Genomic DNA, 12,903 nt, shown 5'->3' with positions numbered 1-12,903 from the left:
TATAAAATCACTCGTCATGGCAGAGTGCAACGTGAACCCGAGGAGGGCGGAGCGCTGAACCAGCGGATCGATCCACGCGTCACCCGCACGACGCGGGCCTTCGAGGAGGCCGTCGTGGAACTCGCCGCGCAGCGGCCCGTCTCCCGGATCTCCGTCGCGGAACTGGCCGACCGCGCCGGGGTCACCCGCGCCACGTTCTACAACCGCTACAGCTCCCCGCTCGACCTGCTCATCCAGGTGCTCCAGGCCGATCTGGACCGCGGCCACCGCCGCGAGGCCGAGGCCCGCGCACAGGGCGGGCACTCGGCCGCCGAACTGCTCCGGCTGGCCACGGCGGAGGTCGCCGACCACGTCGAACGGCATCTGCCGATCTACCGGCGCGCCCTCAGGGATCCGGCGGACAGCGGTGTGTACGACGCGCTCGTGCGCCACTTCGGCGACTACACGCTGTCCTTCATGGCCGACGGCGACCGCCCGGGGCTTCCCGAGGCCAATCGCCGGGTCGTCGCGCAGTTCCTGGCCCACGGCTTCGCGGGCGCCATCAGGGCATGGCTGGAGGACCCGGCGGTCACCAAGGACGGCATGGTCGACGCGGCCGTGGCCTGCGCCCCCGCCTGGTGGACGGCCGAGGGCCGCTGACCGACGGCCCGCCCGGTCAGGCGTCCGTCATCTGCGGCATCTCTCCCTCGGTCGTGCTCATGTCGATCACCGAGAACGACGCGCCCTGCGGGTCGCTGAGCGCCGCGAACCGCCCGAAGGGGCTGTCCATCGGGCCGAAGCGGAGGACCCCGCCGAGCTTGGTGGCCTTGGCCACGGCGTCGTCGCAGTTGTCCACGCCGAAGTACACGTTGACGTACGACGGGATCTCGGGCGGGAACTCGTCGCCCATCTTCATCCGGCCGAGCACCGGGTTCCCGGCGAGGTTGTAGACGCGGAAGTCGACATTGGTGTCGTCCACCTGCTGTGCCGTGTACGGGAAGACCGCCGGGAAGAATCCGTCCGCCTTCGCGGGCTCGCGGGTGAAGACCTCGGCCCAGGCGTACGCGCCGGCCACGCCCGATGCCTCGAAGCCCTCGTGGATGCCGCCCTGCCAGACGCCGAACACGGCGCCGCTGGGCTCACGGGCCAGGCACATCGTGCCGAACTCGCCGACCTGCATCGGCTCCATCAGCACCTCGCCGCCGTTCTCCCGGATCTTCGCCGCGGTGGCTGCCGCGTCCGGCGAGGCGAGATAGAGGCACCACTGCGACTGCCCCTCCTGGCCGGGCATCGGCGGTACGACGGCGGCCACGGCCTTGCCGTCGACGTAGGCCTGCGTGTAGTTGCCGTACTCCGACGACGACTCGCCGAAGGTCCAGCCGAGGACGTCGCCGTAGAAACTCTTGGCTCCCTCGACGTCGCCGAACATCGCGTCGGCCCAACAGGGGGTTCCTTCAGGTTGTACGGCCATGGCTGCGGCCCTCTCCGGTAGCTCGGGTTGGCTGGATCTCGTTGTCCGAATTCTCACGCTAGTCACCAGGCGTGCGGGGCGCGCGCCGAACGCCCGAATCGCCCGCCACCGCGCCCGCGCGCCCCGCGCGCCGGGGTGCGGGCACGAGTCCTCGCCGTCCCCGACCCGACCGGCGCGTTTACGACCTTCGGGTCGTGAAGCCGCCCCCTTCGCGCGGTTACCGGTGCTGGGCAGGACTGTTTGGCTTGTAAACCGACGACGCGCTCACCCCTGTTCACCTCCCGGGAGGGAATGTGTCCACTCCGGAAAGCGTCAACGGACCGGCCACCGACGACTCCGCCCCCGAGCCGGCCGACAACGGACCACTCACCAGCCTCAGTACCGTCGCGGCGCGGCAACTCGCCACGACCACCAAGTCCGAACCGCAGATGCAGGCCATCACCTCCCGCTGGCTGCTGAAGATGCTGCCCTGGGTGGACGTCAAGGGCGGCGCCTACCGGGTCAACCGGCGGCTCCAGCTCAGCGTCGGCCGCGGCCGGGTGCGGTTCGAGCAGAACGGCGCCGACGACATCAAGGTCATCCCCCAGACACTCACCGAACTGCCCGTGCTGCGCGGGTACTCCGACCTGGAGGTCCTCAAGGAGATCGCCGGCCGGTTCCGGGTCCGCGAAGTGCGGGCGGGCGAGGTCCTGTTCGAGGCCGGGCAGCCCGTCACGGAGAACTACCTGGTCGCCCACGGCCGCTTCACCCGCTACGTCGCGGGACCCTACGACGAGGAGGAGATCCTCGGAGTCGTCACCGACGGCGATCAGATGGGGGACGAGGCGCTCGGGCAGTCCGATCCGCTGTGGCTGAGTTCCGTGCGCGCCGAGACCGCGGGCGTACTGCTCGTCCTGCCCTGGGACGTCGTGTCCGAACTCATCGACCGCGTACCGTCGTTGGCCGCGCATCTGGCGGCGTACGCCGAACGGCAGCGGCTGCCGATGAACCGCAAGGGCGAGGCCGATGTGCCGGTGCAGGCCGGCCATGTGGGCGAGCCCACACTGGCCGGCGGCTTCGTCGACTACGAACTCGCCCCGCGCGAGTACGAGTTGTCCCTGACCCAGACCGTGCTGCGGGTGCACACCAGGGTCGCCGACCTCTACAACGATCCGATGGACCAGACCGAGCAGCAACTGCGGCTCACCATCGAGGAGATCCGCGAGCGGCAGGAGTGGGAGCTGGTCAACAACCGGGACTTCGGGCTGCTGCACAGCGTCGACTACACCCAGCGCATCAGCACGTTCACCGGTCCGCCGACCCCGGACGACCTCGACGAACTGCTCTCCATGCGGCGCAAGACCAAGCTGTTCCTCGCCCATCCGAAGGCGATCGCGGCCTTCTTCCGGCAGTGCAACCGGCGCGGTCTGGTGCCGGGCACGGCGAACGTCGACGGGCACGAGATCCCCGCCTGGCGCGGGGTGCCGTTCTTCCCGTGCGGCAAGATCCCGGTCTCCCCGCAGCACACCAGCAGCATCATCGCGCTGCGCACCGGCGAGGCCGACCAGGGTGTCGTCGGGCTCTTCCAGACCGGTATCCCCGAGGAGTACCAGCCCGGTCTGAACGTCCGCTTCATGGGCATCGACTCGGCCGCGATCATCCGCTACCTCGTCACCGCGTACTACTCGATGGCCATCCTGGTCCCCGACGCGGCGGGAATCCTGGAGAACGTGCAGATCGGCAGGACCGCCGAGTGACGGCCTGGAGATGCCCATGAGCACATCCCTTTCGCTGCCCGGTCCGCCGGACCTGGCGGGCACGCTGCGGGCCCGGCGCACCGGCGCGATCCCCGGTCTCACCTACCGTCCGGCGGCGCCCGCCGACCCGGAGAAGGCCGCTGAGCTGGACCGCAGGCTGGAGGCCTGGGCGCGCGGCCTCGACCTCTTCCCGGCCGCGTGGGACGGGGACTTCGCCGGGTTCCAGCTCGGCCGGGCCGTGGTGCTCCAGCACCCGGGGGCGGCCGACCTGGAACGCCTGACCGCCGCCGGCAAGCTGCTGCTCGCCGAGAACATCGTCGACAGCTGCTACTGCGAGGAGGACGAGGGCAAGGGCGGCGCGCACCGCGGCCTCGGCGGCCGGCTGATCCTGGCCCAGTCGGCGCTGGACCCTTACCACGGCACCCCCGAGCTGGAGGCGGAGTGGCGGCAGGGCATGCGGGCCGACGGCCCGTTGCGCTCGTACCACTTCGCGATCCAGGACTACGCCCTCCTCGCCACCCCCAGCCAGACCGACCGGATCGTGCACGACCTCGCGCGGCTGCACCTCGGCTATCTCGCCGAGGCCGCGTGGGCCGAGATCCGGTACAGGCCGCGGGTGTGGGAGTACCTGGTGATGCGGCAGTTCAACAACTTCCGGCCCTGTCTGTCGATCGTGGACGCGGTCGACGGCTACGAACTGCCCGAACAGGTCTACGCCCGGCCCGAGGTCCAGCGGGTCACGGCCCTGGCCTGCAACGCCACCACCATCGTCAACGACCTCTACTCCTTCACCAAGGAACTGGCCAGCGACCCGGAGCACCTCAACCTCCCGCAGGTCGTCGCCGCCAACGAGCGGTGCGGGCTGAAGGCCTCCTATCTGAAGTCGGTCGAGATCCACAACCGGATCATGGACGCCTTCGACGAGGAGTCCGCCGCGCTGTCCGCCGCCTCGCCCCTCGTCGCGCGCTACACCGAGGGCCTGGCCGCCTGGGTGTCCGGCAACCACGAGTGGCACGCGACCAACACCCATCGCTACCACCTGCCCAACTACTGGTAAGAGTCCGGTCCCTGACGTCCCGTCAGTCGCACCACGCAAGGAGTCACCGTTGACCACCACCGACGCCGGCACCACAGCAGCACCGGTGCCGACCCAGTCCACGTACCAGAACCGTGTCGCGGACTACTGGAACGCCGAACAGAACCCGGTCAACCTCGCCCTCGGACAGATCGACGACCTGTACCACCACCACTACGGAATCGGCGGGGCCGACGAATCCGTGCTGGAGGACCCCGACCCCGTCCGGCGCCGGGAACGGCTCACCGCCGAACTGCACCGCCTGGAACACGCCCAGGCCGAACTGCTCGCCTCCCACCTCGGCCAACTCACCCCGGACGACCGGGTGTTCGACGCCGGCTGCGGGCGTGGCGGAGGCAGCGTGGTGGCCCATCTGCGCTACGGCTGCCGGGCCGACGGAGTCACGATCTCCACCAAGCAGGCCGAGTTCGCCAACGCGCAGGCCCGCGCCCGGGGCATCGACGGCAAGGTGCGCTACCACCACCGCAACATGCTCGACACCGGCTTCCCCACAGGGGAGTTCGCCGCGTCCTGGAACAACGAGTCCACGATGTACGTCGAGTTGGACCTGCTGTTCGCCGAGCATGCCCGGCTGCTGCGGCGCGGCGGACGCTATGTGGTGATCACCGGCTGCTACAACGACACCTACGGCCGGGCCTCACGCGAGGTGTCCCTCATCAACGCCCACTACATCTGCGACATCCACCCCAGGTCGGAGTACTTCCGGGCGATGGCCCGCAACCGGCTGGTGCCCGTCCACGTCCAGGACCTCACCCAGGACACGATCCCCTACTGGGCGCTGCGCGGTCAGGCCGACCATCTGGTCACGGGCATCGAGGACACCTTCCTGACCGCCTACCGCAACGGCAGTTTCCAGTATCTGCTGATCGCGGCCGACCGGGTCTGAGTCTCAGCGGCCGGCGATCCTGGAGGCCGCCTCCGGGAGACCGGGCGCCGGATCGAGGACGTCCAGCGTGCCGTGCGCCCGCAACAGGCGCACGGTGCGCGGGGCGCACACCACCGCGAAACCCGCCTCGTGCTCCCGCACCCGGCGGCGGAAACGCAGCACCAGGTTGAGTCCGGTGGAGTCGATGAACGTCGTACGGCGCGGATCGACGACACAGGCTTCGAACCTGCCCAGGCCAAGCACCTGTTCGGGGTCTTCGTGCGGGCGGCCCCGACGGGCCGAGCACACCCGAGGGGCTCGGTCCGGGACTCGCGGTCGCACGCACGGTGGTCGAACTGCACGGCGTCCGGATCGGCGCCCACAGCGAAGGGCCAGGCAGGGGTGCGACGTTCACGGTGCGGCTGCCACGCGCCGACGAGAAGACTCCGGAGCCGGTACGGCCGTCCGCGCCCCCTCGCTCGCGACGCCGACTGGCCATCCTGATCGTGGAGGACGACACCGACCTCGCCGCGACCTACCGCACCCTCCTGGAACGCCAGGGCCACCACGTCACCGCCGTGCACACCGGCGCCGACGCGCTCACCGCGACCGAGTCCGACGTCTTCGACGTGGTGCTGTGCGACCTGGACCTGCCCGACACCGACGGCTACACGGTGGCCCGTACGGTACGCGCCCGGCCGCACGGGGACCGGCTTCGACGCCCGTCTCGCCGAGCCGCTCCCGCTGACGGATCTCCTCGACCTGCTGGAGCGCCTGGAGTAGCGGGGCGTCTTCCCCCTTCACCCCGCCTGTGCTTGCCTGGGGAGCCGGGCGTCCGGGCCCGAGGTCCCTCCGCCGACGCCATCCGTACCGGCCACCGCCCATCGACAAGTCCCCGTCGCCCCGGTGAAGTCGACGCCCGGTGTGCTGTATCTCGGGGACTCCCTCGCGATGGAGAGCCAGCGGGTGCTCGGGCAGGAACTCCGCGGCACGCTCGACGCGACGTACACGAGCGCCCCGTACTCGGGGACCACACTGTGCGACTACCTGGAGGGCACCGGGGCCCGTTCCCTGGTGCCGGACGGCGACAAGGCGGCGGCGCTGGTGCGCGCCCTGCACCCGGACTTCGTGGTCCTCCAGTTCTGGGGCAACGCGTGAGGCTGCACGCCCTGCATGGACGGGATCACCTACGACGCCGACCGGCAGACGTATCTACGGCGGTACGCCTCCGACATCAGGAAGCTCACCGCGCAGATCGCGACCGCCGGAGGTTCCCAACGGCCCACCGTCGTATGGGTGTTGCAGGGGCCGGACCCGAGCGCGTCCGGCGCCCGCTACACCTGGCCCCAGTACCTCCCGTGCACCGCCTACGAGCGCGCCCACCCCGACCACTGCACCCAGCCGGGCAACGGCCGTACGGCCCTCCACCGGGACGACGACTACCTGCACTTCTGCCTGGCCCCGACGACCTCGACGCCGAGGCCGTGTCCGGTCCGCTCCCCCGGCATCCTGCGCATGGCCCGGGAGATCACCCGCGTGACCGGCTCCCAAGCTCCGTCTCGATCAGCCGGTTGAGGTGACGGCGGGCGTCCTCGGTGCTCAACGGGGGTGTCTGGCGCAGCCGTTGCAGGGCGAGGCCGTCGGCGAGGGCGGCGAAGCGGACCGTGAAGCCGTCGAGGTCGTCGGAGCCGAACTCGCCGTCGGCGACGCCCCGTTCGGCCAGCGCGCGGATCTGCTGGTGCCAACTCTCGTACCGCCGGGCCTGCCCGCTGCTGAAGGCCTCGTCGGTGCCCTGTTCGCCCGCGTTCCAGTAGTCGAACCACATCCGCCAGTGCCGGTCGGTGTCCTCGGTGAACAACGCGTCCACGAGCAGCCGCAGCGCCTCGGCCCCGCTGGTCGCCTGCTCGGCGGCCTCGTGCAACTCGGCGTAGTAGCGCTCGATATGCAGGACCATCGCCTCGGACAGGATCTCCTGCACACTGCCGAAGTGGTACGTGACGGTACCGACGGAGACCCCGGCGGCGGCGGCCACGTCCCGCACACCGACCGAGGCGTAGCCGCGTTCCGCTATCAGCGGGACGGCCGCCTCGACGATGAGCCGCCGGCGCACCTCGGTGGGCTGCCGGGTGCGATCGGCGGCGGCGACGGCACGGCGCGGTGCCTTGGCGGCCTGCGAGGGCTTGGCGGCCGTCATCCCGACGTCCTCGGGGTGGTGCGGTGCCATGCGCGCTTGGCCACTGTCTCTCCGTTCGCCCGTGCTTCGACGCGACTGTCCATGACGAAGTCCGCGGCCGTGGCGCGCAGCTCCGTCCGCGCCATGATCTCAGCGTCGTAGTCGTCCCCGCGCCGCAACCGGATCCGCCACTCCGAGACGGCGTGCGCGGACAGCGGGTCGTCGCTCCGGATCCGGTACGTCTCCCGCGCGCTCTCCTCGTAGCGCAGCCCGTCCGGATACGTCCGTGATCCCCCGTAGTTGGGGTCGACCTCCAGCGTCCACTCCCCCTTGGCGACATCGTGCGTGACGAGCCGCTCGGGCGTCGGCTCGGCGGGCCGGTCGTAGGTCACGTCGAGCGGGACCGCCTGCTCGGGCTCCTCGAAACGGATCGACGGCTCCGATCCCCTTTCGCGCACGGGCAGTTGTACGACGCTCTCGGCCGGTACGACCCGCAGCTCGCCGCGCTCGCCGTGCGGCCACACCCACGGCCAGTAGGTGTCGGAGACGGCGACCCGGATCCGGTGGCCGGGCGGGATCGCGTACCCGATGCCGGTCAGCTCGAACTCGACGTCCTCGTACGTCCCCGGTGTCCACTCGACGGCCCGGTCCCGGCCGTGCCGGCTCAGCAGGTTGAGCACTCCTCGCGTGACGAGCGTGGACGAGCCGTCCGGGGCCACGTCGCACAGCCGGGCGACGACATGGGCGCGCGGGGTGGCGCTGTCGAGGCGGAGCCGGACGCGCGGACGGCCGAGGATCTCGACGCGTTCGGTGAGCGGTTCGGAGTCGAAGCACACCGAACGGCCGTCCTCCTCGCGCTGGTCCGGCGGCAGGTCGCTCGCGTTCCCGAAAGGGAAGAAGCGCCCGGCGTCGAGCCCGGTGTGCTGCGGGGACCGCACGAGGACGGGCTCAATGCCTGCGCCGAGCGGCCTTGAGTCCCAACCGACCTTCGGGCTGGGCCAGTTGACGTCACCCACCCAACGGCCGGGCAGCACGTCGTACGACGTCGCCGGCGGCACCGGGTCGGTGATCCAGGCCCGCAGCAGGGGCTCGCCCATCACTCCCGTGTCGATGCCCTTGAGGTGCTGGTCCCACCAGCGCAGGGTCTCTTGGAGGAAGCCGATCGGGGGCCCCGGCGGCAGTCCTCGGTCGGGGTACTGGTGCGACCAGGGACCGATGATCCCCCGGACGCGGTCGCCGGGCAGGTGCTCGACGAGCCGCAACACGGCGTCCCGGTACGGGTCGTTCCAGCCGCCGACCGCGAGGACGGCCGCGTCGATCGCGGTGTAGTCCTCGCAGACGCTGCCGTGCTTCCAGTAGTCGTCGCGCTGTTGGTGGTCGAGCCAGGTGTGCAGGAAGGGTTCGAGGGCGTCGAGGCGTTCGCGCCACATCGGCACCCAGCGGTCCGCGCCGACGCTCGCCGGGTCCGGCGGGCGGGCGGCGAAGGCGAGCATGGTGCCGGCCCAGGCGAGCATGTCGATGCCGAGGACGGCTCCGCCCGTGTAGTGGACGTCGTTGTCGTAGCGGTCGTCGGTCGAGCAGACGGTGACGATCGCCTTCAGGGGTTCCGGCGCGAGGGCCGCGATCTGGAGGGAGTTGAAGCCGCCCCAGGAGATGCCGAACATGCCCACCTTGCCGGTGCACCAGGGCTGCGCGGCAAGCCAGTTGACCACGTCGACACCGTCGGCGAGTTCCTGGGCGTCGTACTCGTCGCCGGGCAGACCCTCGCTGTCGCCGTGGCCCCGGATGTCGACGCGGACGGAGGCGTAACCGTGTCCGGCGTACCAGGGGTGGCGTTGGGCGTCGCGGGGCGCGGTCCAGTCGCTCTTGCGGTACGGGAGGTATTCGAGCAGCGCGGGTACCGGGTCCGACTCGGCGTCATCGGGCCGCCAGACGCGGGCGTGCAGCCGGGTCCTTCCGTCCCGGGTGGGGATCCAGACGTCCTCGCGGACGACCCGACGCTCGAACTGTTCGCGGTACTTCACAGAATTCCTTCTGCCACAGGGGCGTTGAGAGGTCGCCAGCGCCGGACGCGGTGGCCGGTGTCGCCGTGGTCGGTCCAGATGTCGTCGCCGTCCGCCGCGTCGGCCCAGTCGGCGGTGTCGTCGACGTAGGGCTGGGCGTCGGGGTCGGGTTCGAGGGCGGCGGCCATGAGTTGGCGGGTGTAGGGGTGTCGGGGGTCGGCGAAGACGGCTTCGGTCGGGCCCTCCTCCACGACGACTCCGTGGCGCAGGACGACGACCCGGTCCGCGATGCCTCGTACGACCGCCAGGTCGTGGCTGATGAACAGACAGGCGAGGTCGCGCTCGCGACGGAGGTCGTCCAGGAGGCGGAGTACGTCGGCCTGGACCGACACATCCAGGGCGGTGGTGATCTCGTCGGCGATGAGGACGTCCGGCTCGCCCGCCAACGCCCTTGCGATGCCGATGCGTTGACGCTGGCCGCCGGAGAGCTGTGCGGGGAGGCGGTCGGCGAGGGCCGGGTCGAGCCGTACGTCGGAGATGAGTCGGCGGGCCCGCTCGGCCGCCTCCGTGCGGTGGGTCACCGTGCCGAAGAAGCGCAGGGGGTGGCGGACCGCGTCGCCCACGGAACGGCGGGGGTTGAGCGAGGTGTCCGCGTTCTGGAAGACGAGTTGCACGCGTCGCCGCAGCGACAGCGGCCGTTGCTGTGCCGGTCGGGCCAGGTCACCGTCCTCGTGGCGCATGGTGCCGCCGGACGGGGTGCGCAGTCCGGCCAGGGTCCAGGCGAGGGTGGACTTGCCGCTGCCCGACTCGCCTACGAGGGCGAGGACTTCGCCGCGCCGGACGTCGAAGGAGACGCCGTGCACGGCACGCGTACTGCCGTAGTCGATGGTGACGTCCTGCGCGGAGACGGCTACGGGAGCGTCGGCGGGTACCTCGGCCCTGGGCCTGACCTCCCGTTCCCCCGCCTCGCCGACGACCGCGAGACCGGCGTCGTCCAGGCGCGGCACGCTCGCCAACAGGCGGCGCGTGTACGGGTCTTGGGGCTGGGCGAAGAGCTGCCTGGTGGGCGCCGATTCGACCACCCGCCCCGAGCGCAGGACGGTCACCTCGTCGGCCATGTGGGCGACGACTCCGAGGTCGTGGCTCACCAGCACGGCGGCCAGGCCGAGTTCGTCGCGCAGGGCGGCGATCAGGTCGAGGACGCTGCGCTGGGTGACGACGTCCAGGCCGGTCGTCGGTTCGTCGAGGACCAGGACCTTGGGGCGGGCCGCGATGGCCATGGCGATGGCGACGCGCTGCTGCTGGCCGCCGGAGAGTTCGTGCGGGTAGCGCCGGGCCAGGTCGGCGGGGTTCGGCAGCCGGACCTGTTCGAGGAGTTCCACGACGGGGACCTCGCCGCCCGCCTCCGCGATCTGGCGTCCGATGCGCATGGAGGGGGTGAGGGCGTGGCCGGCGTTCTGGCCGACCATCGCGACCGTACCGCCGCGGAGTCGTCGCAACTCCCTGGCGGGCAGGGCGAATACGTCGGCGCCTGACACCTCCACCGATCCCCCGGTGATCCGCGAGCCGTGGCGCAGATGCCCGAGCAGGGTCGCGGCGACGGTCGACTTGCCGCTGCCGGACTCGCCGACGAGCGCGTGTGTCCGCCCCTCGGCGACATCGAGCGACACCTCGTGCACGACGGGCACGTCCCGGCCGCCCGAACGGTAGGCCACGGACAGGGAGTTGACGGAAACGATCGTGGTCATCAGGAGCCCTCCCTGATCCGGTCGACGCCCCACGCCTTGGACAGGCCGTCGGCCGCGAGGTTGAGTCCGACCACGAGGGTGGCCAGGGCGATGATGGGCGCGATGCTCGCCATCGGGACGACGGTGATGGCGGTGCGGTTCTCGGCGACCATCAGGCCCCAGTCGGGAGTTGGCGGGTCGGCGCCGAAGCCGAGGAAGGACAGCGAGGAGATCAGCAGCACGACCCAGGAGGCCCGCATCGCGAACTCCACGCACACCACGTCCGTGATGTTCGGCAGGATCTCCCGGCGCAGGATGGACCAGGTGCTTTCACCTCGGGCGCGGGCCGCCGTCACGTAGTCGGCGGGGACGACCGCGAGCGCGGCGCCGCGTACGACGCGGACGACCTGCGGGACGTAGGTGATCGCGACGGCGAGGACGATGACCGCGGGGCCGGTGCCGAGGGCGGTGACCACGACGAGCAGGGCGAGGATCGACGGGACGGAGAGGACCGCGTCCAGGATCCGGCCCAGTACGTCGTCGAACCAGCCGCCGCGCAGGGCCGCCGCGCAGCCGATGACCGTACCGAGGGCGACGGTCAGGAGGGTGGCGGCGACGGAGACGCCGAGGGCGTACCGGCCGCCGTAGAGGACGCGGGCGAGGACGTCGCGGCCGTACTGGTCGGTGCCGGCCCAGTGGCTCCAACTGGAGCCGAGGAGCGCGTGGTTGGCGTCGTTGGCGATCGGGTCGTAGGAGGTGAGGAGCGGGGCCAGCAGGGCGATCAGGACGTGTACGGCGACGATCGCGAGGCCGACGAGTGCCGTGCGGGAGGTGCTCAGGGTGCGCCAGGCGCGGGTACCGCGCGCTGCCAGGGTCGGGGCGGTGGCGAGCGTGGTCATCGGGTCCTCCCTCGGGTGCGGAGCCTGGGGTTGAGGGCCATGGTGGCCAGGTCGGCGGCGAGGTTGCAGACGACGTAGACGACCGCGCTGATCAGGGCGATGGCCTGGATGGTGGGCAGGTCGCGGTTCTGCACGGAGGAGAGCATCAGCTTGCCGATGCCCGGGTAGTTGAAGACGTTCTCGACCACCGCGACCCCGCCGACCAGCCAGGCCACGTTGAGCGCGATGACGTGCAGGGTGGGCAGCAGGGCGCTCGGCAGGGCGTGTCGGGTGACGACCCGCCAGGTGGAGAGGCCCTTGAGGCGGGCGGTGGTGACGTACTCGGTGGCCATCACGTCGATGACCGAGGTGCGGGCCATGCGGACGATGTACGCGGCCATCACCACGGCGAGCGCGAGGGCGGGAAGCCATACGGCGGGCAGGAGTTGGCCGACGCTCGCGTCGGGGCCGTAGAGGACGACGGCCGGGAACCACGGGAGGGCGACCGAGAAGCACAGGACGAGGACGGTGGCGACGACGAACTCGGGGACGCTCATGCCGACGAGGCTGACGGTGGAAATGAGGTGGTCGGGCCAGCGGTCGCGGTACAGGCCCGCGAGGATGCCGAGGACGATCGAGCCGGTGACCGCGAAGAGGACGGTGACGAGGGCGATCAGCGCGGAGTTGCCCAGGTACATGGACACTTCGCCGCCGACCGCCTTGCCGGAGACGAGGGAAGTGCCGAAGTCGCCGTGGAGCGCGCCTCCCACCCAGTCGACGTACCGCTCCCAGGCGGGCTTGTCGAGTTTCAGCTTCTCCCGCAGGGCGGCCACGGCGTCCGGGGTCGCGTCCTTGCCAAGGATCTGGGTGGCGACGTCGCCGGGCAGGGCCTGGACGGCGAGGAAGACGAGGACGGAGGAGAGGAAGAGGGTGCCAACTGCCGCCGCGATACGGCGGGTTATGAAGGAGAGCATG

Annotated in this window: 11 protein-coding genes and 2 pseudogenes; 6 read left to right on the top strand and 7 right to left on the bottom strand. The window is 71.0% G+C overall.

Annotation, left to right across the window (positions count from 1 at the left end; all coding sequences use genetic code 11):
- Positions 1-24 precede the first annotated feature (24 nt).
- The gene (locus ACWIHT_RS01595; protein WP_456163233.1) at positions 25-639 is read left to right on the top strand and encodes a TetR/AcrR family transcriptional regulator; all 615 of its coding nucleotides are present in this window, start codon (positions 25-27) and stop codon (positions 637-639) included.
- Between the two features lie 16 nt (positions 640-655).
- Here the strand turns inward: ACWIHT_RS01595 and ACWIHT_RS01590 are convergent, their stop codons facing one another.
- Positions 656-1,450 carry a VOC family protein gene (locus ACWIHT_RS01590; protein WP_456163231.1) on the bottom strand — a complete coding sequence of 265 codons (795 nt, stop codon included), beginning with the start codon at positions 1,448-1,450 and terminating at the stop codon, positions 656-658.
- Positions 1,451-1,743: 293 nt separating this feature from the next.
- On the opposite strand from ACWIHT_RS01590, the gene ACWIHT_RS01585 reads away from it, so the two are divergent.
- From ACWIHT_RS01585 to ACWIHT_RS01575, 3 genes are read left to right on the top strand one after another with little or no spacing between them, the layout of a single operon-like run.
- On the top strand, positions 1,744-3,186 hold the full coding sequence (locus tag ACWIHT_RS01585; protein ID WP_456163229.1) for a family 2B encapsulin nanocompartment shell protein: 1,443 nt from the start codon (positions 1,744-1,746) through the stop codon (positions 3,184-3,186).
- A gap of 16 nt (positions 3,187-3,202) precedes the next feature.
- Positions 3,203-4,243: a family 2 encapsulin nanocompartment cargo protein terpene cyclase gene (locus tag ACWIHT_RS01580; protein ID WP_456163227.1), complete on the top strand. Its 1,041-nt coding sequence runs from the start codon at positions 3,203-3,205 to the stop codon at positions 4,241-4,243.
- 49 nt (positions 4,244-4,292) lie between these two features.
- Positions 4,293-5,168: a geranyl diphosphate 2-C-methyltransferase gene (locus tag ACWIHT_RS01575; protein WP_456163225.1), complete on the top strand. Its 876-nt coding sequence runs from the start codon at positions 4,293-4,295 to the stop codon at positions 5,166-5,168.
- Between the two features lie 3 nt (positions 5,169-5,171).
- On the opposite strand, the gene ACWIHT_RS01570 is transcribed toward ACWIHT_RS01575, so the two are convergent.
- Positions 5,172-5,411 carry a hypothetical protein gene (locus tag ACWIHT_RS01570; RefSeq protein WP_456163223.1) on the bottom strand — a complete coding sequence of 80 codons (240 nt, stop codon included), beginning with the start codon at positions 5,409-5,411 and terminating at the stop codon, positions 5,172-5,174.
- Positions 5,412-5,494: 83 nt separating this feature from the next.
- Between ACWIHT_RS01570 and ACWIHT_RS01565 the strand changes: the two are divergent.
- Positions 5,495-5,788: pseudogene (locus ACWIHT_RS01565) on the top strand (hybrid sensor histidine kinase/response regulator); the annotation flags it as partial.
- 178 nt (positions 5,789-5,966) lie between these two features.
- Positions 5,967-6,722, top strand: a pseudogene (locus ACWIHT_RS01560) (SGNH/GDSL hydrolase family protein).
- Here the strand turns inward: ACWIHT_RS01560 and ACWIHT_RS01555 are convergent.
- The 5 genes from ACWIHT_RS01555 to ACWIHT_RS01535 are packed head-to-tail and all read right to left on the bottom strand — an operon-like array spanning position 6,676 to position 12,902.
- Positions 6,676-7,371 carry a TetR/AcrR family transcriptional regulator gene (locus ACWIHT_RS01555; RefSeq protein ID WP_456163221.1) on the bottom strand — a complete coding sequence of 232 codons (696 nt, stop codon included), beginning with the start codon at positions 7,369-7,371 and terminating at the stop codon, positions 6,676-6,678. The pseudogene ACWIHT_RS01560 and the gene ACWIHT_RS01555 sit on opposite strands and share 47 nt — an antisense overlap.
- Positions 7,338-9,344: a CocE/NonD family hydrolase gene (locus tag ACWIHT_RS01550; protein WP_456163219.1), complete on the bottom strand. Its 2,007-nt coding sequence runs from the start codon at positions 9,342-9,344 to the stop codon at positions 7,338-7,340. Before ACWIHT_RS01550 ends, ACWIHT_RS01555 begins: the two co-directional genes overlap by 34 nt.
- A complete protein-coding gene (locus ACWIHT_RS01545) occupies positions 9,341-11,071 on the bottom strand; it encodes a dipeptide ABC transporter ATP-binding protein (protein WP_456163217.1) in 1,731 nt (576 codons plus the stop codon). The genes ACWIHT_RS01550 and ACWIHT_RS01545 overlap by 4 nt, the downstream gene beginning before the upstream one ends.
- The gene (locus tag ACWIHT_RS01540) at positions 11,071-11,949 is read right to left on the bottom strand and encodes an ABC transporter permease (protein ID WP_456163215.1); all 879 of its coding nucleotides are present in this window, start codon (positions 11,947-11,949) and stop codon (positions 11,071-11,073) included. The genes ACWIHT_RS01545 and ACWIHT_RS01540 overlap by 1 nt, the downstream gene beginning before the upstream one ends.
- Positions 11,946-12,902: an ABC transporter permease gene (locus ACWIHT_RS01535; protein WP_456163213.1), complete on the bottom strand. Its 957-nt coding sequence runs from the start codon at positions 12,900-12,902 to the stop codon at positions 11,946-11,948. The genes ACWIHT_RS01540 and ACWIHT_RS01535 overlap by 4 nt, the downstream gene beginning before the upstream one ends.
- Between the last annotated feature and the right edge of the window lies 1 nt (position 12,903).

This window comes from Streptomyces sp. NPDC002276 (assembly GCF_053891435.1).
The sequence above is the reverse complement of the archived record's forward strand: the minus strand, read 5'-3'. Positions and strand labels throughout refer to the sequence as shown.